Genomic DNA, 24,860 nt, shown 5'->3' on the forward strand with positions numbered 1-24,860 from the left:
CAATGAGCTCAGACATTCGATTCACCGACTTCAAGTCCGACAAGCAGCCGACGTGGTGCCCGGGATGCGGCGACTTCGGGACCATGAACGGGATGATGAAGGCCCTCGCGGAGACGGGCAACGACCCCGATAACACCTTCGTCGTCGCCGGCATCGGCTGTTCCGGGAAGATCGGCACGTACATGCACAGCTACGCGCTCCACGGCGTTCACGGACGCGCGCTCCCGGTCGGGACCGGCGTCAAGATGGCCCGGCCCGACATCGAAGTGATGGTCGCCGGCGGCGACGGCGACGGTTACTCCATCGGCGCGGGCCACTTCGTCCACGCCGTCCGGCGGAACGTCGACATGACGTACGTCGTGATGGACAACCGCATCTACGGGCTGACGAAGGGGCAGGCCTCGCCGACCTCGCGCGAGGACTTCGAGACCTCGACGAGCCCCGAGGGCCCCAAACAGCCCCCGGTCAACCCGCACGCGCTCGCGCTCGCCTCGGGCGCGACCTTCATCGCGCAGTCGTTCTCCTCGGACGCGCTCCGCCATCAGGAGATCATCCAGAAGGCGGTCGAACACGACGGGTTCGGCTTCGTGAACGTCTACTCGCCGTGCGTGACGTTCAACGACGTGGACACGTACGACTACTTCCGCGACTCGCTGGTCGACCTGAAGGAGACGGACCACGACCCCAGCGACAAGGCGGCCGCCAAAGACGTCATCTTCGACGACGAGACGGAACACCAGGGGATCATCTACCAAGACGAGGAGTCGGTGCCGTACCACGAGAAGCACGGCGTCGACGAGGACATGTCCGTCATCCCGGACGGCGCGCCCGAGGGCGCGACGGACCTCGTCCGCGAGTTCTACTGAGCCGTCGGCGGGCACGCGGACGATTCCGCTCCCGCGCTCCGACTGCGGCCGCTGCTCTCGACGGCCGGAAGCGCGATCGGCGGCGCAATTCCGTCCTCACCGAATCGCCAAAATCCGGCGGTCAAGCCGGCTCACAGCTGTTTGCGACCGGTTTCAGCAAACCTAATTACGTGGGTCCGTTTTCACGGGTATATGGTTGATCGCTACGACGTCGTGATCGCGGGTGCCGGACCGGCGGGCGCCCAGTGCGCTCGCGACCTGGCGACGCGAGGCTACGACGTCGTCGTTCTCGAAACGGAGCCGGAAGCCGAGTTCCCCCGCCAGAGCAACAAGTCGACCGCCGGGACGTTCCCGTCGATGATGTCCTCCTTCGGGATCCCCGACGACGTGGTGATGTCGTACACCGACGACGTGGTGTTGGAGTCGCCCAACAGCCACTACAAGAGCTACCAGCCCGGCGCGGTGCTGGAGTTCGCCGAGTTCAAGCGGTTCCTCGTGGCGGACGGCCGAGAGAACGGCGCCGAGTACCGGTTCGACTCGCGCGTCTCCCGGCCGATCCTGAACGACGACGGCGTCATCGAGGGCGTCCGGTACAACGGCGACGAGGAGGTGTACGCCGAGGTGGTCGTCGACGCCACGGGGCCCGCGGCGCCGATCGCGAGCGCGCTCGACGTGGTCGACCTCGAACGCGAGAACCAGGCGATCGGCATCGAGTACGAGATGGAGGGCGTCGAGATGAACCACCCGGAGTACGCCGACCTGCGTCGCGCGATGATGCTCCGGCTCGACCACGACATCGCGCCCGGCGGCTACTCGTGGATCTTCGCCACCGGCGAGGACACCGCGAAGGTCGGGATCTGCTACATCCAGAACGACCGTCACCGCGAGTTCGCACAGGAGGGCCAGACCGTCGACGGCTACCTCGACGCGTGGGTCGACCGCGACCCGCGGTTCGCCGACGCCGAGAAGCTCGACGGGAAGGTCCACCGCGGCTCCGCCCACATCCAGATGCCCGACGAGATGCACACCGACCGGTTCCTCGCGATCGGCGACACGGTCCCCTCCATCGACCCGCTGTGGGGCGAGGGGATCCACAAGGGGATGAAGTCGGCCCGCGCCGCCGCGGCCACCGTCGACCGATGTCTCACCGACTCTGAGCGGCGCCTCGACGCCGAAAGCCTCGCGGTCTACGAGCGGCTCTGGCACCGCGACGTGGCCCCGCGGATGAAGGCCCGGCTGATGCTCACGCGGCTGTTGTACCTCGCGCCGAACGAGCGGTACGACCGGTTCATGCGCGACCTCCGGCAGGCAGAGGAGAACACGCTGGAGAAGGCGAATCAGGGGGACAAGGCCGCGATGGCGAAGCTGCTCCACCTCTCCGACATCCCGCTGTTGGCGAAGTTCGCGCGCGAGCGGTTGGGATCGTAGGGCCACCCCCAGCGACGACGGCAGACACCCGTCTCGGCGGTCGATACGGGCGGGAATCGCAACGGGAAGGCGGGGATCTCTCGGGGATACCCTTTTCCGGTCTCGAACGGGATCGGTGAACGTGTCTCGACTCGGTCGAGCGCTCGTCTCGGTCCCGATCGGGTTCGTCGTCGGGTTCCTGTTCGCTCCGGATCCGACGGGCCTCCTTCCGATCGCCGTCGGAGCGGTGCTGTCAGCCGTGTTGACTCCGGTCGTCTACGTCGGAATCGGGAAAGCGAGCGCTGCTGAATCGGCGTGACAACTCTCGCGGACGCAGTTCTCGTCTATCGGCGGATCCGGCGGTTGCTGGGTCCTGTGAGGGGAATTCGACGACGCCGGCCGTGGGAGGAAAGCGGCGTTCGCATCGCCTTCGGGCCGCGCTCCCGAGCGCTTTCCCCGCCCTCCAGAACTGTTTAGTCCGCCGGTTTCGGAGTATCTGTCATGCTCGATTACGTGGGATTGGAGGCGGACCTGAGCGAGGAGGAGCGACTTATCCGCGACACGGCCCGGGAGTTCGTCGACGAGCGGGTGCGGCCCGACATCGGCGATCACTTCCAGGCGGGGACGTTCCCGACGGGGCTGATCGAGGAGATGGGCGAGATGGGGTTTTACGCGCCGAACCTCGACGGGTACGGGCTCCCGAACGTCTCCGAGACGGCGTACGGAATCCTGATGCAGGAGCTGGAGGCGTGCGACTCGGGGCTCCGGTCGATGGCGAGCGTGCAGGGCGCCTTGGTGATGTACCCGATCCACGCCTACGGCAGCGACGACCAGAAGGAGCGGTGGCTCCCGGCGCTCGGCGAGGGCGAGGCGATCGGCTGTTTCGGGCTGACGGAGCCCGACCACGGGTCGAACCCCGCCGGGATGGAGACGCGGGCCGAGCGGGACGGCGACGAGTACGTCCTCCACGGGTCGAAGACCTGGATCACGAACGCGCCGATCGCCGACGTAGCGGTGGTCTGGGCGCGCGACGAGTCGGACGGTGACGACGCCGACGACGCTCCCGTCCGCGGGTTCCTCGTCGAGACGGACCGCGACGGTATCACCACGAACGAGATCGACGATAAGCTCTCGCTGCGCGCGTCGATCACCGGCGAGATCAGCCTGCAGGGCGTGCGCGTCCCCGAGTCGAACGTCCTGCCGGGCGTGTCCGGGATGAAGGGACCGCTCTCGTGTCTCACGCAGGCCCGCTTCGGGATCGCGTGGGGCGCGGTGGGTGCGGCGCGGGACTGCTTCGAGCAGGCGCGCGAGTACGCGCTCGACCGCGACCAGTTCGGCGGCCCGATCGCCCGGTTCCAGCTCCAACAGGAGAAGCTCGCGGAGATGGCCACCCAGATCACCACCGCCCAGCTCCTCGCGTACCGGCTCGCGGAGCTGAAGGAGCGCGGCGACCTCACCCCGCAACACGTCTCGATGGCGAAGCGGAACAACGTCCGCACGGCGCGCGACCAGTCGCGGATCGCCCGCGAGATGCTCGGTGGCAACGGGATCACCACCGACTACTCGCCGATGCGCCACATGGCGAACATGGAGACGGTGTACACCTACGAGGGGACCCACGACATCCACACGCTCGTGCTCGGTGAGGACCTGACGGGGATCGCGGCCTACGAGTGACGGGGCTGAGCCGACGGCCGACGGCGGTTAGATGCCGTCGAGACCCGCCGGTTTAATGCGACGTGGCCCGTCCGTCGGTAGCAAGAGCCGTGATACACGATGGATGACGTGGAACTGTCCGAGGGCGACGCCCTGCGCCGGATGTACCGGATCACCGCGGCACAGGAGCGATCGTTCGAGGACAAGCTCCCGGACCTCCTCGATCTGGGCTGTGTGTACCTCGGCGTGGAGACCGGCTTCCTCACCGAGATCGACGACGACACCCAGATGATCGTGGCCGCGAGCGGCGATCACGAACTGCTTCAGCCGGGACGGAGCTGCCCGCTGTCGAAGGCGTACTGCAGGAAGACAGTCGACGTGGAGGGGGCGTTGACCGTCCAGCACGCGCGCGTCGAGGGGTGGGAGGGAGACGCCGCCTACGAGGAGTTCGGCCTGGAGACGTACATCGGCGCGAAGGTCGTCGTCGACCGCGAGGTGTACGGAACCTTCTGTTTCGCGGACACCGAGGCGCGCGATCGGCCCTTCTCCGAGGACGAGGAGACGTTCGTGGAGCTGATGGCCCAGTGGGTGAGCTACGAGATCTTCCAGAAGCGGGCCACCGAACGGATACAGCAACAGCGCGACCAGTTAGAGGAGTTCACCCGCGTCGTCTCCCACGACATCCGGAACCCGCTCGGCATCGTCGACGGGTACCTCGATCTGGCGGAACGGACCGGCGACCCCGAGCACTTCGAGCGGTGTCGCGACGCGATCGACCGGATGGAGGCGCTGATCGACGACCTGCTGTTTCTCACCCGCGAGGGACAAACGATCGGTGGCCGCGAGGAGATCCGGATCGACGAGCTCGCCCGCGAGTGCTGGTCGTTCGTGAACGCGGAGGACGGAACGCTCGAGATCGACACCGACCGCGTCGTGATGGGCGACTGGAGCCGCCTCCAGCAGGTGTTCGAGAACCTGTTCCGAAACGCGCTCGAGCACGGCGGCGAGGACGTGACGATCCGCGTCGGCGACCTCGATGGCGGCGACGGCGTCTACGTCGAAGACGACGGCACGGGGATCCCCGAGGCCGAGCGCGAGCAGGTGTTCGTCGACGGGTTCACCACCGGCGAGTCAGGCACCGGGCTCGGGCTGACGATCATCCGGCAGGTCGTCGAGGCCCACGGCTGGACAGTGTCCGTGACCGAGGGCGGCGCGGGGGGCGCTCGCTTCGAGATCCGCGGGATGGAGTTCGTCGAGCCGGGGACGGACGGCGGCGAGTAGCCGGGCATATCGGCTGCGTCGGGACGGTATTTAAACGGCCGTGAGCGACGGCGACGATCGCTTATAAGGAACGAGGCGGTGGCGTCGTCGAATTTTGACCGACTGCCAGAGGCGCGGAGCGCCTCGCTGTCGCCGGCTGCTCCGCTGCCGGCCGTCACCGGGTGGGGCTTTGGCGGTGTACTCCGTCGATCGCTCGGAGCCGTTGGAACCACGAACTCCCCCGTCCGGTCGGCGGACCGCTTATTAGGCGCCGGCCGAACCTCCCCGTGTGGACGAACTCGTCGTGAGCACGGAGGTGTACGCCGATCCCGAGGACGTGTACGCGTTCCTGCTCGACTTCCCGCGGTACGCGAACTACTCGGAGTACCTCCGAGAGGTACGGACGCTCGACGGAGACGGGGGACCGGGAACCCGCTACGCGTTGCGGTTCGCGTGGTGGAAGATCACCTACACGGCCCACTCGCGCGTCACCGGCGTCGAGCCGCCCGAGCGCATCGACTGGGAGATCACGAAGGACATCGACGCCGGCGGGTGTTGGCGAGTGACGCCGCCGGAGACGGAGGGAGAGTCCGACGAGCGGCCCGACGACCCGTGCGAGGTCGCGCTCGAAGTCGAGTTCGACCCCGGCTCGGCCAGCTCCGACGCGCTCGATCTCCCGACGCTCGTCTCGTTCGACTGGGTGTTAAAGAAGGCGATCCCCCTGATCAGAGGCGAGGCCGAGCGCGTCGTCGAGCGCGCCGTGCGCGACTTGGAGGGGTCGACCCGCGACGTCGACCTCGACGTGTACGTCGATTCCGCGCGGATCTGAGCGCGTGTGGGAGTCGGTGTCGGCGGTGTCCCCGAGTCGAAGGCCTTAATATATCCAGCGGGGAACGAATGAATGCGTACGAGGGCTCGTAGATCAGTGGTAGATCATCCCCCTGGCACGGGGAAGGCCCGGGGTTCAAATCCCCGCGAGTCCATAATTTTGCGCCGCGAGCAATAACGCGAGCGGCGCAATTCTGCAACGAGCGGGGTTTGAACCCTACCAGTCGCGCGCAGCGAACGAAGTGAGCGAGCACGTCTGGTTCTGGTTCAAATCCCCGCGAGTCCACTTCTTCACTCGCTTCGCTCGTTCAGTCGTTTCCTCGCGTGGTCCCACTCGCTCACTCCGTTCGCTCGCGGGACCCCCGCGAGTCCACTCGAATTTCTCTGTCGTAACGGCGTCTTCTAAACCGGAGTAGCGGCCTTCTCTACATCGGAAACAACAGAATCGTGTTTCTAGATTAACCTCTCCGGGTGTCGTAACTATCCCACGCGACGATCTCGAGAAGGACGACGTTCTGGAGGACGGCGACCTCCCAGACGAACAGCACTCAACGTTGAGCGGATGGGGCGGCGGACCTACGTCGTCCGCATTCCCGAGGGGGGGGCGATCTCCCAGAACTGGCCCAGTCCGAGCTCGTCGAGCGGCTCGCCGCGAAGCGAGCTCTCGATCTGAATGCGGGGCGGAGTGTTCCGCAGGCGGACTGAACTCGTTCGGCGAATAGAGACATTAAACCCAAAGATACGTCTGATCTGGTTGATCTGGGGATTTTCGTGCCGGTCCGATCGGGTGCCTTTTTAGGTGATAGCGCCCTAGCGGAGTATGTAGGAAAGCCGGTCTCTCCACCCGTAGGCAGGGTCTGGTCGGCTTTCCTGCGGAAGCCCGTTCGATGAGTGACGACCACGACCAGTCGGATTCCGATTCCGACAGCGACGAAGAGGAACCAACCCGTCTCGACCGGCTTCGCGAGCTAAAGCTAACCTTGGAGGCGATCAGGATAGCCGCGAAGCTCGTCGAGATGTTGAAGTAGTGGAGTACGCCACTTAGCCGGCGTCTCCACCCGTAGGCAACTGAGAGTACCGCCGGTATCGTATTAAACGATTTGGCTTGTATCTGTAGGTATCCGACCTCTCTACTACCACCACTGGTCGGCAGACGAACTAGGAACCATCCACGCGTATCTGACCAAAGAACTTAGACAGTTAGTGTTCCAATTGTCACCTGTCGATGTCCCACTCCGAAATTGAACAACACCCCATCCGTCATAGCCTCGGGCTTTCACGAGACTTGGCAGTGGGGACAGTCAAAACGTTCATCGACGCCCTGTTCGGAGTGTGGTTTCTGTACCTCGGTATCAATCTTGCTGAGTCGTTTATCCGCGTAGATATCGGCTCTCTACTGATAGATTTAGTAGTCACTCCCGAATTTTTCTACTTTGTACTCATCAGCGTGGTCATCTGGCGGGTTATGGTCGAAACAATAGAGCAGTCGGATAGTGACCAGACAGACGATCAGGAAGACTTAGATGAGATTATAGACAAATTCGGTTCATCGAAGAAGTTGGATAAGATCTATCGCGGAGCCATGTTCATGGTCATGAACGATCTGTACAAGGGAGTGGCCTGTGGTTCCGGAGCTTCCTTAGCCATTCTGTTGACCGGCGATATCCCAACGGGGCTCGCTGTATTGCCTGTGGTACTTATCCCAGCAGTGGAAGTTGCTCTTGTAAAATCAGGTAGGCAAGGCCCGATGTTCGTTATAGCGTACTTGACGCTACTTCCACTGATATTTCCGATTTTCTTTACAGCACTGGTGGTCTATAGTATCCGGAGGACACCGGATGCGATGTTCAAAGCTTGGGAGATCGTTTTGGCACCATTTACTGCGATCCTTCAGTACCCTTACAGAGAGCGCTCAACTCTTGATACGCTTGGAAATCTACTTAATCGGCGTCGCCTTGGCTGAGTCTCGGCTGAAAATAAAACTTCCAATAAAACGCGGATATCGCCCCCGTTATCGTCAACCACGCGGGAACGAGAACTGGATATATTGTTGCTATATTCAATTGTAGTAGCCAGCCGATTGCACCAAGTACTACACAAAACAGAGTCGCTACAGCCACTCCAATTGAGATCGCCTTCGCCCCCTCCCGGCTCAATTTGATAAAATCGGGCGATCCCTCCGAGCTCATTATCTTCTGACAGTCAAAGGAGATACATTATCTTGTCGGCCAAGAATCTGGCTGCTACCCACAATCCGACCCCTCTGAATAGTAGGCCGTTTTGTCTTCGTATTTGTACAGAATCGTGAAATCGAAGTTCTAGTCGCACATCGACATTCCTGAGTTTCCAAATACGTCACAGGCTATCTCGGTCATATTCATCTCCAATCCCTCCACAATCAGGACTAACAACAGTATAAACACGATTCCCGCGGCTAGAACACCATACTGTATGACATTTGTCATACCCTGTGTTCGAATTTCGCTATTAAAAAACCTGCTCGCTCCTTACCGGAAACACGAAATCCCAACGAACACAAATGTTATTTTATACCCTTTCTATCGGCAGAATATGATACAGGCTCTCGGTCCTCTTGGAATATTGGGTGCCATCGTAATTCTAATCGCAGTCTTCGTATTCACGTTCCTTCTGCGCGAGGCGGGTATTATGCCCGGCAGTTAGAGCCAATCGACCTTCTCACGCCCCCGGCGCTGCGCTGCTGACGAGTACGTCCCGTTGTAGTGATCGAGGAACGTCTCCAGGTCTTCCCAGCCGCCCCAGTCGAGGACGAGCGGCGGGTCCACCTCCGCGTTCGCGAGGGAGGTCGCCCACGTCCGGCGGAGGTCGTGCGTGCTGAGGTAGAGCCAGCCCCGATCGTCTTCCTGGTCGGCGAGCTCCTCGCGGGCACTCTGGAGCCAGCGCCGGAGCGACCGGGTCGACGAGATCGACAGCACCGGCTCGTCAGCTGACTCTTCGCGGACGTCGCCGATCGTCTGGATGCGTGTCGCGAGGTCGTTCTGGATCGGCGTCTCGCGGAACTTGTCGCCCTTCCCCTCCCAGACGCGGACCACCCAGACGGCGTCCGTCTCGACCACGTCCACAGCAACTTCAACGGGCCCGGCGTGGTCATCCTCGATGAGGTCGACCAGCTGCGCGAGACCCAGCTGCTCTACGATTTCCACCAGTTTCGCGGGCTCTCGTGGATCGGCATCGCGAACGACGGGACTTCTGAACGAAGCGACAAATCCTCCCTCGCCCGCTCTCAGAATACCGTCGGGAACACCGCGTACACGAACGCCACCGTTAGCGCGCCGCCGACGGCGAGGTAGTACGCCACGGGGATCAGGTTCAGCCGGATGACCCGGCCGGCCTTTCCGACGAGGCCGACCGTCGCGAGCGCGGCGATCACGTTGTGGATCGCGATCGTGTTCCCGATCGACGCGCCGATCGTCTGTGCGCCGACGAGCAGCTGGGTCGAGAGGCCGAGCTCCTGTGCGATCTCGAACTGGAACGCCGCGAAGGTCACGTTGCTCACGGTGATCGATCCGGCGATGAACGCCCCGAGAGTCCCGACGACGGGCGCGAAGAAGGGGTACGTCGCGCCGAGCGTCGAGGCGGTCGCGTCCGCGAGCACAACGATCATGCTCCCGTCGGCGGCCGCACCGGGGTGGGCGGCGGTCTGGAGCATCACCTCGACCATCGCGATGACGAACACTAAGGCGATCGCCGGCGAGACGATCTTCCCGGCGGCCTCCCGCCACGCGTCGGTCACGTCGCCGGCCTCCATTCGGAAGAGCGGCACCGCGAGCAGCGCGCTGACGAGCAGCCACGTCCCGGGGACGTACGCCCAGCCGATCGCGCCGCCGATCGTGGTCCCGAACAGCTCCTCGACCGCGATCGTCATTCCGGGACCGCTCTGGAGGAACGACGCGATCGGGTCGATCACCCGCGTCCCGATCAACAGCACGACGAGCGCCAGATACGGCGACCACGCGCGGAGCAGGGAGATGGACGGCTCGCCGGTGTCCGCGCGGGCCCCGCCGCCGACCGTCGGGGTCTCGTCGCCCCCCGCGACCGTCTCGGCGCCGATGTCCGCCTCCGCGGCGTCGCTGCCTGGTTCGATACTGCCGACCCAGTGGGAGGGCCACTCCTCGCGCGGCGGGAACGTCCACTCCTCCGCCGGGAGGAGATACCCCGCGTTCAGCGTCACGACGACGACGGCGCCGCCGACCATCGCCGCGATGAGCGACGGGAGCTCCGGGCCGACCAGCCACGCCGCGGCGACGTACGGGACCGCGAACGTGACGCCGGCGAACAGACAGAGCGGCGCGACCTCCCAGACCGGCGCCAACGACCTATTCTCCGGGTCGGTCGCGCCGAAGAAGTAAACGACCATCCCCACCGCGAAAAGCGGCATGAGCGTGCCCAAGAGCCCGTTGAAGACGGCCGCCCACCCGCCGGCGCTCGCGGAGTACGCGCCGACGGAGTCGAAGCCGCCGCCCACGATCGCTTCCGAGACCGCGTCGAGCGGCTGCTCGAACCCGACGATGATCGGCGTGCCGACCGCGCCGAACACGGTCGCGACGGCGTGGCCGACGAGCGCCGCGACGACGGCCGCGAACGCGGGGAACCCGAGCGCGAGCAGCAGCGGCGCGACCACCGCCGCGGGCGTGCCGAACCCGGCGACGCCCTCGATGAACGTCGCGAGGAAGAACCCCAGCAGAACGACCTGGACGCGTCGGTCGTCGCTGATCGACGCGAAACCGGCGTTGATCCGATCGACCGCCCCGGAGTTCATCAGCGTGTACAGGAGGACCAACGCGCCGAAGACGATCCAGAGGATCTCGATCGCGGCCATGGCGCCGTTCGCAGACGCGGCGAGGATCCACTCGACGGGCATGTCCCATGCGAGGAACGCGACCGCGGCGGCGGCCAGCCACGCGACCGGCATGGCGCGTGAGGCGGACCACAACAGGCCGACGAGCAGCACGGCGACGACCAACAGCGGAACCAGCGCCAGCGGCGCGCTCGCCGGGAGCGTCACCGGCGACCACCTCCGCGGCCGCGATGCCGCGGCCGTCCGACGGGTCCGCGGATCGACCGGTCACGGGGCGCGACGGAGGTCCGAATCGGCTGCGAGCGGTGCCGTTCGGAGGGGCCACACAGCGACGGTGACGTGATGTCGACGGGCATCGTCTGTGTCGGGAACTGCGGCGCGTATAAACGATCGTCACGGTTCCCGCCCTGTCGGATTCCGTAGACCGCGGGGAATTAAAGCGAGTGCATCCGGGGAATTACTCCTCGGCCGCGTTCGGCCCCGACCCCTGAACCCGCCGCGCGACGAGGGCGAAGAGCCCCAGCCCGATCAGGTAGAGCCGCCAGCCGCTGTTGGCGATCGGGAACCGCCGGTCCACCGGCTCGTCGGTGACGAGATCCGGATCTCGCGGCTCGACGGGGTTGTTGACGTGCACGGTCTCGGTCGAGCCCGTGGTTCCGGCGTCGACGCTCCGCGCGCCCGTCTCCGGGTCGACCCGCACGTCGACGAACGTCTGCACGAAGCCGTCGGCCGTCGAGAACAGGACCTCTCCCTCGAGCGCGAGGAACTGGTCCCGGAGCGGCCAGAGGAGGTTCACCCCGTCCAGGTGGGTCCAGTCGAGCGCGACGTGCGCGAAGACGTGGACGAAGATCGCCACCCACGCGACCGCGATCCACCGGCCGGAGAGGCGATCGCGGACCAGCGATCGGTCCCGGACGCGGGTGTCGTAGTACAGAAGCAGCGCGCCGACCGCGGGGACCACGAGGTTGTGGCCGACCGTCCGGTGGGCGCCGGGCATGACCGGCCCGAGGAAGCTGTCGACCTCCGGGAGCACCAGCACGACGAGCAGGGCCGCGAGCGCCCGGCGGTCGTAGTACTCCCCGAGCAGCGCGGCCGCGAGCAACAGCGCGAACCCGGCGTGGACGACGGTCGAGGGCACTACTCGGCCACCTCCGCACCGTCGTCGTCCAGCGACCGGGACCGCCGCCGGAACCGGACCGCGAGCGTCGCGAGCGCGGCCGCGACCACGACAAGCTGCCACCCGCTCCGGACGAGCGACAGCTCGCGGTCGGCCCCGAGACCGAGACCCGGCCGCCCGTCGGGGTTCACGAACGTCGGGATCGCGTGCGATCCGGTCGTCCCCGGGCTCGAAAGCGGGAGGAGCCCGGGCCCGTCCGCGGCGAGCGCGACGAACGTCTGGACGACCCCCTCCCGCGTCGAGAACACGAGCCGGCCGTCGATCCGGTAATAGGCGTCGTGGACCGGGTACAGCAGGTTCGCGCCATCGGAGCCGAACAGGTCCGTTCCGATCCCGGCGACGAGGAACGCCGCGAGCGCGACCCACGCGACCCGCACGCCGCGCCACCCGAACCGGGCGCGGATCCGGGACTCGCCGCCCGCGGCGGTGTCCCAGTAGAGCGCGCCCGCCGCGAACGCCGGGATCCAGAGCGCGTGGAAGAGGGCGTTCGTCGCGCCGGGAACGACGAGGCTCGCGACCGCGTCGAGGTCGGGGGCGACCGCGGCGACGACGACGATCGCGACCGCGCGCCGGTCGAACGCGGCGCCGAGCAGGGCCGCCGCCAGCAGCGCGCCGACCGCGGCGGCGACGAGCGTCGGAGCCATACCGCCTCTGACGGTCGCACGAGAATAAGCGCTCCGGGGACGGAACCGCTTGCCTCCGGCAGATTAGGCGCCGCGTTCGTCCCGCACGGAGTCGTCGTTCGGGTCCGGCTCGACCGCGTCGGCCGGGACGAACTCGTCGGACCCGGGCGGCAGCGTCTCGTCGTCGGGTGCCGATTCCTCGACGGACGCTGATGTCTCGCTAGACGCTTCCTCGTCCGCGGTCGGCTCGCCGAGCAGCGCGGTCGCCATCTGCCGGCAGACGTACGCGACGAGGTTCGTGACGTGGAGCGCCACGAGCACGCTGACGACACCGATCGCGGTCGCGAGCAGCGCCTCGGGGAGCGTGTCGATCGCCCACGTCACCGGTTCCCCGTTGGACTCGCCGAAGGTGGCCACGTACGGGTACCGCAACGGGGCGAGTACCAGGGAGAGCCCGTTCACGAGCGCGACCAGCAGGAGGAACGCGAGGACGGTGACGAAGAACTTCAGCGAGAGGAAGCCGACGCCCCGCCACGTCGACGCCGCGTCGACGTACTTCCTGACGCCCGCGACCGCGCCGTCCGTGTCGTCGGGTACGTCGTCGTACCGGTCGAGATCTGTCCCCAACAGCCGGTTGGCGAGCCAGCGCTCGAAGCCGGCGGCGATCCGGGCGCCGATCAGCGTCGCCAGGAGTATGACGAGCCCGACGAGCACGACCGAGAGGACGAGTCCGAACGTGATCCCGAACGAAGACAGTGTCCAGTAGACGAACCCGAGCGGGATCGCGAGCAGGAGATACAACAGGTGTCTGTACGTTCGGCCGTCGACGAGGACGCCGACGACCGGGAGGGCGGAGGGTGAACGGAGGGAGACCATGCGCGGTCGACACGTTTCTCTCCGCCGACATAAATCGATCGCAATCGGCGGGTCGCGAGGGGGTCGAACGGACCGTCTCGACCCCGTTCCGCCGATCTACCCGACGAAGAAGTCGATCGCGTCGCCGGTCGACTGTCCCTTGTACAGCTCGGAGTAGCCGCAGTTCGCGCACGAGACCACGACGAAACGCCGGTTTTGTACGTCGAACAGCTTGGTGAGACCGGTGCCGCTGGTGGCGATCTCGTCCGTCTCCGTCTCCTCGCCGCCGCACTTCGGGCAGCCGTCGCGGTCGCCGGCGGCGAGCCCCGCGGACTCGGGGTCGACGCGGTCGTCGGCGGATCCGTCCCACTCGTCGGTCGGTTCGTCGCCGAAGACGGAGTACTCCGTCTCGTCGTCGTTCTCGGAGGGCATCGGTCCCACCTGCTCCCGCGACGACTAAACCTCTTGTGGCGGTCCGCGAGCTCCCGCGCGGCCCTACTCGTCGATCTCGTCGACCAGCTCGTCGGCGACACCGGTGTAACCGGCCGGGGTCAGCGCCTTCAGCTCCTCGCGAACGCCCGCGTCGACGTCGAGGTCGTCGAAGAGGTCGCGGAAGTCGTCGAGGGTGACGCGCTTCCCCCGCGTCAGGTCCTTCACGCGCTCGTAGGCGTCGGTGTCGCCCTCGCGGCGGAGGATCGTCTGGACGGCCTCGCCGATCACCTCCGGGGTGTCCGCCAGCTCCTCGCGCATGACGGTCTCGTTCGGGACGACCGTGTCGAGGCCGTCGCCCGCCTTCGAGTAGCCGATGAGGCAGTGCGCGAGGGCGGCGCCGACGTTGCGCTTGACCGTCGAGTCTGAGAGGTCGCGCTGGAGCCGCGAGGTCGTCACGTAGTCCGCGAGGAAGGTGAGATCGGCGTTCGCCTTCGAGAGGTTCCCCTCGCTGTTCTCGAAGTCGATCGGGTTCACCTTGTGCGGCATCGTCGAGGAGCCGGTCTCGCCCTCGACGGTCCGCTGGCCGAGGTAGCGGTCGGAGACGTACAGCCACGCGTCGAGGTCCAGATCGAGGAGGACGTTGTTGACGCCGCGGAGCGCGTCGAACAGCGCCGCCAGGTCGTCGCAGGGGTTCACCTGCGTCGCGAGCGGCGTGTGTTCCAGATCGAGCCCGCGAACGAACGACTCGGCGAAGGCGGGCCAGTCGACTTCGGGGTACGCCGCGTCGTGGGCGGCGTACGTGCCCGAGGCGCCCGCGAGCTTGCCCGAGAGGTCGCCGTTCGCGACGACGACCCGCCCGAGCGCGCGGCCGAGACGAGAGGCGTACACGGCCATCTCCTTGCCGAACGTCGTCGGCGTCGCGGGCTGACCGTGCGTGCGCGCCAGCATCGGCGTGTCGCGGTGCTCCCGCGCGAGGCCGGCGAGCGCGTCGCGGACCTCGCGGATCGCGGGCACGACGACCTCGCTCACGGCCGCCTTCACCAGCAGCCGGTGCGCGAGGTTGTTCACGTCCTCGCTCGTGAGGCCGAAGTGGATCCACGGGTACAGCGTCTCGCTGTCGGAAATCGGTCCCGATCCCTCCAGCCCGTCCAGCCGAAGCCGCAGGAAGTACTCGACCGCCTTCACGTCGTGGTTGGTTGCGCTGTACCCCTCAGCGCCCTCGACCTCCAGCGCCTTGATCAGGCGGGCGTCCTCGGCCGAAAAGTCCTCGTAAACCGCGCGGAGCGCCGCCTCAGCCTCCTCGTCGAGCGCGATCGGGGTCGCGTCGAGCGCGGCCAGTTCGATCAGGTACTCGACCTCGACGCGGGTCCGTGCGCGCATGAGCGCGGCCTCGCTCGCGTACGGGGACAGCGGCGCGGTCCGCGAGGCGTACCGACCGTCCAGCGGGGACACCGCCGCGAGGGGGTCCGAGCGCGACAGTCCCGCGATGGCGTCGTCGCCCGGCGCGTCGCCGCCAGTCGATTCGGAGTCGCCCGCCGGTTCGGAGTCGTCGGTCATGTCCGCGACTGCCGCCGGAGCCAGCAAAAGCGTGTCGATGGGGAGTCGCACGGACGTGGATCCGTTCTCGTTCTCTGTCGGCCTCTCGACCAAAATGTATCCGCGAACGTGAACACACTCCGGCGGCGGACCGCAATCGATATACGCGATCGGTCGGTCCCCTCGTGTATGAAGATCGCCGGACTCGCGAGCAACCGGGGACGGAACCTCAGACACATCGCCGACGCCGCGCCGGGCGGCGCGGAGCTGTCGGTCGTCCTGACGAACCGCGAGCAGGCGCCCGTGCTGGAGGCCGCCACGGAGCGGCGGGTGCCCACCGAGGTCGTCGAGCGCGAGGCGGGGGAGTCGCGCGCGTCGCACGAGCGCCGAATCCTGGACCGGCTGGCGGGGTACGACTTCGATCTGGTCTGTCTGGACGGGTACATGCGCGTCCTCACCGAGGAGTTCCTCGACGCGGCGCCCACCACGCTGAACGTCCACCCCTCCCTGCTGCCCGCGTTCCCGGGCACGGACGCCCACGAGCAGGTGCTCGACGCCGGCGTCCGGACCACCGGCTGCACGGTCCACGTCGTCACCGAGGAGGTCGACGCCGGCCCGATCGTGACACAGGAGCCGGTGCCGGTCTACGAGGGCGACGACGCCGACGCGCTGAAAGACCGGGTGCTTCGCGACGCCGAGTTCACGGCGTACCCGCGCGCGGTGCGGTGGTTCGCCGAGGACCGCGTGACGGTCGAGCGCGACGCCGACGGGGCGCCCGAGAACGTGACCGTCGAGGGCGACACCGGGGGCGACTTCCCCGAAAGACGGTTCGTCTCCGAGGAGCGCGCCGACACGCTGCGGTACGGCGAGAACCCGCATCAGGACGCCGCGCTCTACGTCGACGACGGCTGCGAGGAGGCGAGCGTCGTCGACGCGCCACAGCTGAACCCCGGCGCGAAGGGGATGGGGTACAACAACTACAACGACGCCGACGCCGCCCTCGACCTGGTCAAGGAGTTCGACGAGCCCGCCGCCGCCGTGATCAAACACACGAACCCGGCCGGCTGTGCGACCAGCGACACGCTCGCGGACGCGTACGACCGCGCGCTCCGCACCGACGCGAAGTCGGCGTTCGGCGGCATCGTCGCCCTGAACCGCGAGTGCGACGCCGACACCGCCGACGCCATCGTCGACTCGTTCAAGGAGGTCGTCGTCGCCCCGGGCTACACCGACAGCGCGCTCGACGTGCTCCGAGAGAAGAAGAACCTCCGCGTGCTCGACGTGGGGCCTCTCGGCGAGGGCGAGGAGCGGTTCTCCGAGCGGTTCACGGAGAAACCGATCGTCGGGGGACGGCTGGTCCAGGAGCGGGACCGCCAGTCACCGACCGCCGCCGAACTCGACGTGGTCACCGAGCGCGAGCCCACCGACGAGCAGCTCGAGACGATGACCTTCGCGTGGAAGACGCTCAAACACGTGAAGTCGAACGGGATCCTGTTCGCGACCGGCACCGAGACGGTCGGCGTCGGCATGGGACAGGTGTCGCGCGTCGACGCCGTCACGCTCGCGGCGATGAAGGCGGAGAAGGACGCGGACGGGAAATCGGCCGAGGGGGCGGTGATGGCCTCGGACGCGTTCTTCCCGTTCCCGGACGCGATCGAGGAGGCGGCCGAGGCCGGGATCGAGGCCGTGATCCAGCCCGGCGGCTCCGTCAACGACGAGGACGTGATCGCCGCGGCCGACGACCACGACATGGCGATGGCCTTCACCGGCTCGCGCTGCTTCCGGCACGACTGAGCCGGCGACCGCTCGGGACCCGGAACGGCCCGCCGAAGCCGTCGGATACATGGGCGTCGCCGCGCTCGTTGGCCCATGGCTGCCGACGACCGCAACGCCTTCGAAGTGTACCGCGACCGGGTCGATCGGCCCCTCCTGCGGCTGTTCCGCGAGTACGGTGCCCCCGAGGCGCACTGGCTCGTGATCGGGATGGCCGCGAACGTCGTCGCCCGGATCGCGGGGCTGGTCCCCCCGGTCGTGCTCGGCGTCGCCATCGACGCCGTGTTCACCGGTACCGGCCCGTACACCCTCCCGATCGTACCGGACGCGTGGCTCCCGACCGCCGAGCCCGCGCAGTTCCGGCTCTCCGTCGCGCTCATCGTCGGGTCGTTCCTCGTGACGGGGGTGTTCACGTACGTCTACGGCATCGCCGCGAACAACTTCGCCCACCGCGTGATGCACTCGGTCCGGACCGACTCCTTCGATCAGATGCAGCGGCTCGACATGACCTTCTTCGACGACAAACAGACCGGCGAGGTGATGAGCGTCCTCAACAACGACGCCTCGAACCTGGAGGTCTTCTTGGACAACGCGCTCCAGAACTCCGCGCGGCTCGGCGTGATGGTCGTCGGTATCGCGGGCGTCCTCCTCTACTACAACTACGAACTGGCGGTCGTCACCCTCTCGGCCATCCCGCTGATGATCCTCTTTACGCTGTGGTTCATGCGCGCGGTCGAGCCGCGGTACGTCGCCCAGCGCTCCGTCGTCGGCGACCTCAACACGGCCCTCGAAAACGCCCTCTCGGGCGTCGAGCTCGTGAAGACCTCCAACACCGAGGCCCACGAGAGCGACCGCGTCGAGACCGCCTCGAAGCAGTACTTCGAGCGCACGATGTCGATCCTCCGGCTCAACTTCGTCTACCGGCCGGGCATGGAGCTGTTCGCCGGCCTCGCGTTCGCCGCCACCTTCGCGGTCGGCGGCTACTGGCTCTCGGCCGGCCCGCCGGGCCCCTTCTCGACGACGCTCACGGTGGGGACGTTCGTCACGTTCGTCCTGTTGACCCAGCAGTTCGTCGCCCCGCTCGCGGAGGTGTCGAACATCATCGACCAGTACGAGAACGCGAAGGCCTCCTGCGAGCGCGTCTTCGGCCTCCGAGATATCCCGATCCGGATCACCGACGCCGACGACGCGACCGACCTCGGGGCAGACGGCTCCGTTTCGGGCGCGGTCGAGTACGACGACGTCTCGTTCGCCTACGCCGAGAACGCCCTCGTCGACCCCGAAGACGCCGACGAGGAAGTGATTCGGAACGTCTCATTCGAGGCCGCCCCCGGCGACACCGTCGCGCTCGTGGGGCCGACCGGCGCCGGGAAGTCCACCCTCCTCAAGCTCCTGCTTCGCCTGTACGACGTGACTGACGGCGCGGTCCGGGTCGACGGCCACGATGTGCGAGACCTCACCGTCGAGAGCCTCCGGTCGAACGTGGGGTACGTCGCGCAGGACACCACCCTGTTCGACGGCACCATCGCCGAGAACATCCGGTACGGTCGGTTCACGGGGAGCGGCGTCAGCGGAGCCGAGAGCGGCGACGCGGCCGGGAGCGGCGCGGCCGAGCGCGACGCGACCGGAAGCGGCGCGGCCGAGCGCGACGCGGTCCGCGAGCGCGTGATCGAGGCCGCGAAGGCGGCCGAGGCCCACGAGTTCATCGACTCGCTGCCGAACGGCTACGACACCCGGATCGGCGAGGAGGGGGTGAAGCTCTCCGGCGGCCAGCGCCAGCGCGTCGCCATCGCGCGGGTCGTCCTCCAGGACCCCGCGATCTTGATCCTCGACGAGGCGACCTCCGCGGTCGACACCGAGACGGAGATGCTCATCCAGCGCTCGCTCGACGAGCTCGCGGCCGACCGCACCACCTTCGTCATCGCGCACCGCCTCTCGACGGTGACCGACGCGGACCTGACGCTCGTGCTGGAGGACGGCGAGGTCGTCGAGCGCGGCACCCACGACGGGCTCCTCGACGCGGACGGCCTCTACGCGAAGCTCTGGGGCGTGCAGGCCGGCGAGATCGACGAGCTCCCCGACGAGTTCGTCGAGCGCGCCCGCGAGCGGCACGTCGACCGCGCGGTCGAGCGGGCGATAGCGGAGGGGACCGTCGAGAGCGAGACGCTCGACGACTGAGACGCGAAGGCGGAACGGACTGCGGCCGACGCCGACTCAGTCGTCGCTCGACGCCTGGCCCGTCGCGTCCGACTCGGCGCCGGGAACGGCGGCGGCGGGTTCCGGCGGCTCCTCGCGCACGTCGGCGCCCTTGCCCTCGGCGATGACCTCGGCGTAGGCGTCGGGGAAGACGCGCACGAAGTCGTCGAGCGCGGCCGTCCAGTCGTCGAGCAGCTCGGCCGCCCGGTCGCTGTTCGTGTAGGCGTGGTGGTTCTCGACGAGCCGGCGGAGCATGCGCTCGTCGGACTCGTCTAAGGTCTCCGAGACCGACACCATCCCGCGGTTCACGCGGTCGTCGAACCGGTCGTCGGGGTCGTACACGTACGCGACGCCGCCGGACATCCCGGCCGCGAAGTTCCGGCCGGTGTCGCCGAGCACGGCGACGACGCCGCCGGTCATGTACTCGCAGCCGTGGTCGCCCACGCCCTCGACGACCGCCCTCACGCCGGAGTTGCGGACGCCGAACCGCTCGCCGGCGACGCCGTTGACGTACACCTCGCCGCTCGTCGCGCCGTACAGCCCGACGTTGCCCGCGACGACGTTCTCGGCGGGGTCGTAGCCGGCCTCCTCGGGCGTGTCGATCACGATCCGGCCGCCGGAGAGCCCCTTGCCGAGGTAGTCGTTGGCGGCGCCGGACAGCTCCATGGTGATCCCGGACGCGAGGAACGCGCCGAAGCTCTGGCCCGCGTAGCCGTCGAACCGGCAGGTGACGGTGTCGTCCGGGAGCCCGTCGCCGCCGTGCTCGGAGACGACCCGGTTCGAGAGGGTCGCGCCGATCGCGCGGTCGACGTTCTCCACGTCGCGGGTGAGCGCGACGGGTGCGCCGTCCTCGATGGCCGGGCTCGCCTCCTCGATGAGGTCCCAGTCGAGCAGCTCGTCGATGCCGGAGTGCTCCTGCTCGCGGGTCTTCGTCCGGGCGTCGCCCGCGGGCTCGGCGATGACCGCCGACAGGTCGAGGTGTTTCGCCTTCTCGTGGTCGGTCTCGCGCTGGGAGAGGAGCTCGGGCCGGCCGATGAACTCCTCGACCTCGGTGTAGCCGAGCTCGGCCATGATCTCGCGGAGCTCCTGCGCGATGAACGTCATGTAGTTGATGACGTGGTCCGGCTGGCCGGGGAAGCGCTGGCGGAGGTCCTCGCGCTGGGTGGCGACGCCGACCGGGCAGGTGTTCTCGTGGCACTGCCGGGCCATCACGCAGCCCGAGGTGACGAGCGAGGCGGTGCCGAACACGTACTCCTCGGCGCCGAGCGCGGCGGCGACCGCCACGTCGCGGCCGGTCTTCAGGCCGCCGTCCGCGGTGACGCGGATGCGGTCCCGGAGGCCGGTCGCGCGGAGCATCTGGTTCGCCTCGGCGAGCCCGAGCTCCCACGGGAGCCCCGCGTTCTTGATCGACGTCTTCGGCGACGCGCCGGTCCCCCCGTCGTGGCCGGAGACGTGGACCACGTCGGCGTTCGCCTTCGCGACGCCGGCCGCGATGGTGCCGATCCCCGCCTCGGAGACCAGCTTCACGTTGATGTCGGCCTCGGGGCTCGCTGCCTTCAGGTCGAAGATCAGCTGTTTGAGGTCCTCGATCGAGTAGATGTCGTGTTGCGGCGGCGGCGAGATGAGTCCGACGCCCGGGGTGGAACACCGGACGTGCGCGATCATCTCGTTGACCTTCTTGCCGGGGAGGTGGCCGCCCTCGCCGGGCTTCGACCCCTGCGCCATCTTGATCTGGAGCTCGTCCGCGCTCGCGAGGTACTCGGAGGTGACGCCGAACCGACCCGAGGCGACCTGCTTGACGTTACACTCCTTCTCGGTGTCGAAGCGCTCCGGGGGCTCGCCGCCCTCGCCGGTGTTCGACTTCGCGCCCAGCCGGTTCATCGCGATCGCGTTGTTCTCGTGGGCCTCCGGCGAGATGCTCCCGAGGCTCATCGCGGCCGTCGAGAAGCGCTCCACGATCGACTCGACGGACTCGACCTCCTCGACCGGGACGGGGTCACGGTCGGACTCGAACTCGAGGAGGCCGCGCAGCGTCTGTAGCTCCTCGGACTGGTCGTTCACGAGCTCCGCGAACTCCCGGTACTGCTCGTAGTCGCCCCCGCGGACCGCCTGCTGGAGCGTCCCGACCGTCTGGGGGTTCCAGCCGTGTTTGATCCCCGACGACCGGTGCTCGTACTCGCCCGTGGTCTCCAGTTCGGGGTCGGCGCCGAAGGCCATCGCGTGGCGCGTCCGGAGGTCGTCTTCGATCTCGCCGATCCCGATCCCCTCGGTGCGGATCTCGGTGCCCTCGAAGTACTCGCCGACGAAGTCGGAGTCGAGCCCGACGGCCTCGAAGATCTGGGCGCCCTGATACGACTCCATCGTCGAGATCCCCATCTTCGCCATCGTCTTGAGGAGGCCGTCCTCCAGCGCGTGCCGGTAGGCGGCGAGCGCCTCGTCCTCGTCGGCGCCGTCGGGACCGGCGACTACGTCGGCGATGGAGGCGTACGCGAGGTACGGGTCGACCGCGTCGGCGCCGTACCCGACCAGCGTCGCGATGTGGTGGACCTCGTGCGGCTCGCCGGACTCGACGACGATCCCCGCGCGGTTCCGCAGTCCGTTCCGGACGAGGTGGTGATGGACCGCGCCGGTCGCGAGCAGGCTCGGCACCGCGAGCCGGTCCGGCCCGACCGCCCGGTCGGAGAGGATCACGGCGTCGGCGCCGTCCTCGATGGCGGTCGCGGACTCCTCGCGGATCCGAGTCACGGCGTCGACGAGCGAGTCGTCGCGGTCGTACGTCGCGTCGACGGTCACGGAGCTGAACGACGCCGCGTCCGGACCGTCGTCGTCTCCCGGCGTCCGTTCGCCCGGGCCCGGGAGCTCGCGCAGCGTGACCGTCTCCGCGTCGGTGAAGATCGGGGTCTCGGAAACGATCTGCTCGGCGTGTTCGGGGGTCTCGTCCAGCAGGTTCCGCTGATTCCCAATCCGGGTCTCCAGCGAGGTGACGAGCTCCTCGCGGATGTAGTCGATCGGCGGGTTCGACACCTGCGCGAACAGCTGCTTGAAGTAAGTGAACAGCGGGCGGTCGACGTCGGCGAGCACCGACAGCGGGGTGTCGTCGCCCATCGAGCCGACCGGGTCCTTCCCCTCCTTCGCCATCGGCTCGACGAGGTGGTTCAGGGCGTCGGTGGTGTAGCCGAACGCGGCCTGGTGGGCGCGCACGGTCGGCTCCGTCTCGTCGTCGTCTCCCTCGGCTTCGTCGTCATCCGACCCGATCCCCGCGGCGATCGCGTCCTCGTCGACGATGTCGTCGAGGTCGACCTGGCGCTCGCCGACCCACTCGCCGTACTTCTCGTCGGTGAGGCTCTCGAACACCTCGTCGTCGGGGACGATCCGCCCCTCCTCCGGGTCGGCGACGAAGATCTCGCCGGGCTGGAGCCGGCCGCGGCGCGTCACGTCCGCCGGCTCGGTGGGGAGCGCGCCGACCTCGCTGCCGACGATCAGCCGGTTGTCCTCGGTGACCTCGTACCGGCACGGGCGGAGCCCGTTGCGGTCTAAGACGCCGGCGACGCGGTCGCCGTCGAAGCCGATGACGAGGGCGGGGCCGTCCCACGGCTCCACGAGGGAGGCGTGGTAGTCGTAGAAGTCCGCGCGGGCCTGATCCATCAGGTCGTCGTCGCGGAACGCCTCCGGGATCAGCATCCGGAGGGTGTGCGGGAGGTCGCGGCCCGCCTGCAGGAGGAGCTCGACCGCGTTGTCGACGCTCGCGGTGTCGGACTGGTTCGGGTCGTCGATCACCGGCTTGATCGTGTCGAGCTCCGCGCCGAACGCCGGGTGATCGAGGTCGTTCTCGCGGGCGCGCATCCAGTTGACGTTCCCGCGGATCGTGTTGAACTCGCCGTTGTGGACGACGTTGCGGTACGGGTGCGCGAGGTGCCACGCGCCCAGCGTGTTCGTTGAGAAGCGCGCGTGGACTAAGGCGACGTGGCTCGCGAAGCGCTCGTCGGTCAGGTCGGTGTAGTAGCCGTCGAGCTGCGAGCCCTTCAGGAGGCCCTTATACACGACGCGCTGGCGGTCGAGCGAGCAGACGTAGAACCGCCCCGCCCCGTCGACCTCGGACACCGCGTTCTCGATCTCGCGGCGCGCGGCGTACAGCGCGCGGTCGAAGCCGAGGATCTCCGGGTCGGCGTCGTCGGGACGCGTCTCCTCGCTGGTGAACCGCTCGGCGAGCCCGGCCCCCTCGACCGGCGCGGCGAACAGCTGGGCGACCTCCGGCTCGGAGTCGAGCGCGGTCGCGCCCAGGTCCGCGTTGTCCGTCGGGACGGAGCGCCACTCTAAGACCTCCAGCCCGTACACCGAGAACACCTCCGCGATGACGTCGTGGATCTCGGCCTGGACGCTCGGTTCGGTCGGCATGAACACGGACCCGACCGCGTACTCCTCGGGGAGGTCGGCGTCGACGACCTCGCGGAAGAAGTCGTCCGGGCGCGCGACCATGATGCCGGCCCCGTCACCCGTGTCTTCCTCTGCGCCCGTCGTCCCGCGGTGCTCGAGGTTCTCCAGCAGCTCGACGGCGTCCGTGACCGTCTCGTGGCTCGGATCGCCGTCGAGGTCGACGATCCCGCCGATTCCGCAGTTCGAACGCTCGTCCGTTACCTCCGCAAGCCCCCCACCGTGGCCCGAGAGATCCCGCTCCGATACCCCCCGGGTGTTACTACGTGGCTCGGTCATGGTACACACTCGTGATCCGTCACTTAAAGGTATGACCCTGATAGGGGTAGGATCCATCGTACACACATTAGGGAATATAAGGTAATTATTCATCAGGGGTGTGTTCTAATGACGTAACTACTGTTCGATCAGAAGATACCCACTGGTGAGTAAATAACGCGGTTGTAATTTAGGATATCCGAGACGGAACGGGTCGAATTCGGAGCGTAATTTGGCAATCGTCAAGCCGCTACTCTAACGAGGATCGAGAGAGACCGCGGCGGGTGGCGTCGGAACCCGAAGCGAGGGGGAGGGATCGGAACTCGAAGCGAAGCGGGCGGGGACATCCGCGCGCGAGCGAGTACTTAGCCGACGCGATCGAAGTAGACGACGCGACCGAAGCCGGTGCGGGAACACGTCTCGGGAATACGTATTGGTCCGGCCGAGCGGGCGATTCCGAACCGCGATTCGCATCTCCGAACCGCAATCACTCGCTCAGCGGGGTGAACGTCCCGTTGATGTCCCACTCGTGGATGCAGTAGACGTTCCCGGGTTCGTCGTCGATCTGCCAGCCGTCGGCGTCGTCGTCCCACCGTTCCTTGCGGCCGCACAGCTCGCACTCGCGCTCCCGTGGCGGGGTGATGGTGACGCTCATACCGTCAATTAACGCGGGGCCAGCAAAAGGATACCGCCGTCGCCGCGGTGCGACTCCGATCGACCGCGGA

Annotated in this window: 20 protein-coding genes and 1 tRNA gene; 11 read left to right on the forward strand and 10 right to left on the reverse strand. The window is 67.4% G+C overall.

The features are described from left to right. The first annotated feature begins 2 nt into the window (after positions 1 to 2). From CK500_RS06780 to CK500_RS06820, 9 genes are all read left to right on the forward strand, one after another. Positions 3 to 866, forward strand: a complete 864-nt coding sequence (locus CK500_RS06780) for a 2-oxoacid:ferredoxin oxidoreductase subunit beta (RefSeq protein WP_095636490.1) — start codon at positions 3 to 5, stop codon at positions 864 to 866. Positions 867 to 1,058: 192 nt separating this feature from the next. Further along, the gene (locus tag CK500_RS06785) at positions 1,059 to 2,294 is read left to right on the forward strand and encodes a digeranylgeranylglycerophospholipid reductase (protein ID WP_095636491.1); all 1,236 of its coding nucleotides are present in this window, start codon (positions 1,059 to 1,061) and stop codon (positions 2,292 to 2,294) included. 121 nt (positions 2,295 to 2,415) lie between these two features. Continuing rightward, positions 2,416 to 2,592: a hypothetical protein gene (locus tag CK500_RS06790; protein WP_233138908.1), complete on the forward strand. Its 177-nt coding sequence runs from the start codon at positions 2,416 to 2,418 to the stop codon at positions 2,590 to 2,592. 182 nt (positions 2,593 to 2,774) lie between these two features. Then, positions 2,775 to 3,950 carry an acyl-CoA dehydrogenase family protein gene (locus CK500_RS06795; RefSeq protein WP_095636493.1) on the forward strand — a complete coding sequence of 392 codons (1,176 nt, stop codon included), beginning with the start codon at positions 2,775 to 2,777 and terminating at the stop codon, positions 3,948 to 3,950. A 99-nt stretch (positions 3,951 to 4,049) separates the two neighbouring features. After that, complete coding sequence (locus CK500_RS06800; protein WP_095636494.1) at positions 4,050 to 5,210, forward strand: GAF domain-containing sensor histidine kinase; 1,161 nt, start codon at positions 4,050 to 4,052, stop codon at positions 5,208 to 5,210. Positions 5,211 to 5,478: 268 nt separating this feature from the next. Beyond that, entirely contained in the window at positions 5,479 to 6,018 is a 540-nt protein-coding gene (locus CK500_RS06805; protein WP_095636495.1) for a type II toxin-antitoxin system RatA family toxin, read from the forward strand. Positions 6,019 to 6,100: 82 nt separating this feature from the next. Next, positions 6,101 to 6,172: transfer RNA gene (locus tag CK500_RS06810), tRNA-Ala, on the forward strand. A 732-nt stretch (positions 6,173 to 6,904) separates the two neighbouring features. After that, positions 6,905 to 7,045, forward strand: coding sequence for a hypothetical protein (locus tag CK500_RS17180; protein WP_158224031.1), 141 nt, complete (start codon positions 6,905 to 6,907; stop codon positions 7,043 to 7,045). Between the two features lie 197 nt (positions 7,046 to 7,242). Beyond that, the gene (locus CK500_RS06820) at positions 7,243 to 7,980 is read left to right on the forward strand and encodes a hypothetical protein (RefSeq protein WP_144049532.1); all 738 of its coding nucleotides are present in this window, start codon (positions 7,243 to 7,245) and stop codon (positions 7,978 to 7,980) included. A gap of 355 nt (positions 7,981 to 8,335) precedes the next feature. On the opposite strand, the gene CK500_RS17185 is transcribed toward CK500_RS06820, so the two are convergent. The 8 genes from CK500_RS17185 to purB all read right to left on the reverse strand — a co-directional run bounded on the left by CK500_RS17185 (position 8,336) and on the right by purB (position 15,498). Beyond that, positions 8,336 to 8,482, reverse strand: coding sequence for a hypothetical protein (locus CK500_RS17185; RefSeq protein WP_158224032.1), 147 nt, complete (start codon positions 8,480 to 8,482; stop codon positions 8,336 to 8,338). A gap of 213 nt (positions 8,483 to 8,695) precedes the next feature. Then, positions 8,696 to 9,199: a tyrosine-type recombinase/integrase gene (locus CK500_RS06825; protein ID WP_321166836.1), complete on the reverse strand. Its 504-nt coding sequence runs from the start codon at positions 9,197 to 9,199 to the stop codon at positions 8,696 to 8,698. A gap of 80 nt (positions 9,200 to 9,279) precedes the next feature. Further along, positions 9,280 to 11,061, reverse strand: coding sequence for an L-lactate permease (locus tag CK500_RS06830; protein ID WP_095636497.1), 1,782 nt, complete (start codon positions 11,059 to 11,061; stop codon positions 9,280 to 9,282). Positions 11,062 to 11,311: 250 nt separating this feature from the next. Further along, positions 11,312 to 11,992: a metal-dependent hydrolase gene (locus CK500_RS06835; RefSeq protein ID WP_095636498.1), complete on the reverse strand. Its 681-nt coding sequence runs from the start codon at positions 11,990 to 11,992 to the stop codon at positions 11,312 to 11,314. Next, on the reverse strand, positions 11,992 to 12,675 hold the full coding sequence (locus CK500_RS06840; protein WP_095636499.1) for a hypothetical protein: 684 nt from the start codon (positions 12,673 to 12,675) through the stop codon (positions 11,992 to 11,994). Before CK500_RS06840 ends, CK500_RS06835 begins: the two co-directional genes overlap by 1 nt. Positions 12,676 to 12,738: 63 nt before the next feature. Next, entirely contained in the window at positions 12,739 to 13,530 is a 792-nt protein-coding gene (locus CK500_RS06845; protein ID WP_095636500.1) for a sensor domain-containing protein, read from the reverse strand. Positions 13,531 to 13,626: 96 nt separating this feature from the next. Then, the gene (locus CK500_RS06850; protein ID WP_095636501.1) at positions 13,627 to 13,941 is read right to left on the reverse strand and encodes a zinc ribbon domain-containing protein; all 315 of its coding nucleotides are present in this window, start codon (positions 13,939 to 13,941) and stop codon (positions 13,627 to 13,629) included. A gap of 63 nt (positions 13,942 to 14,004) precedes the next feature. After that, positions 14,005 to 15,498, reverse strand: coding sequence for an adenylosuccinate lyase (gene purB / locus CK500_RS06855; RefSeq protein WP_095636502.1), 1,494 nt, complete (start codon positions 15,496 to 15,498; stop codon positions 14,005 to 14,007). A 168-nt stretch (positions 15,499 to 15,666) separates the two neighbouring features. Between purB and purN the strand changes: the two genes are divergently transcribed. Further along, positions 15,667 to 17,271 (forward strand): phosphoribosylglycinamide formyltransferase, encoded by a 1,605-nt coding sequence (gene purN, locus CK500_RS06860; RefSeq protein WP_095636503.1) that lies wholly within the window; start codon positions 15,667 to 15,669, stop codon positions 17,269 to 17,271. A 75-nt stretch (positions 17,272 to 17,346) separates the two neighbouring features. Continuing rightward, a complete protein-coding gene (locus tag CK500_RS06865; RefSeq protein ID WP_095636504.1) occupies positions 17,347 to 19,428 on the forward strand; it encodes an ABC transporter ATP-binding protein in 2,082 nt (693 codons plus the stop codon). A gap of 36 nt (positions 19,429 to 19,464) precedes the next feature. Here the strand turns inward: CK500_RS06865 and gltB are convergent, their stop codons facing one another. After that, positions 19,465 to 24,156: a glutamate synthase large subunit gene (gene gltB / locus CK500_RS06870; RefSeq protein WP_095636505.1), complete on the reverse strand. Its 4,692-nt coding sequence runs from the start codon at positions 24,154 to 24,156 to the stop codon at positions 19,465 to 19,467. Between the two features lie 466 nt (positions 24,157 to 24,622). Further along, on the reverse strand, positions 24,623 to 24,790 hold the full coding sequence (locus CK500_RS17355) for an HEWD family protein (protein ID WP_198951518.1): 168 nt from the start codon (positions 24,788 to 24,790) through the stop codon (positions 24,623 to 24,625). Between the last annotated feature and the right edge of the window lie 70 nt (positions 24,791 to 24,860).

Source organism: Halorubrum salipaludis (assembly GCF_002286985.1).
Lineage (GTDB): Archaea > Halobacteriota > Halobacteria > Halobacteriales > Haloferacaceae > Halorubrum > Halorubrum salipaludis.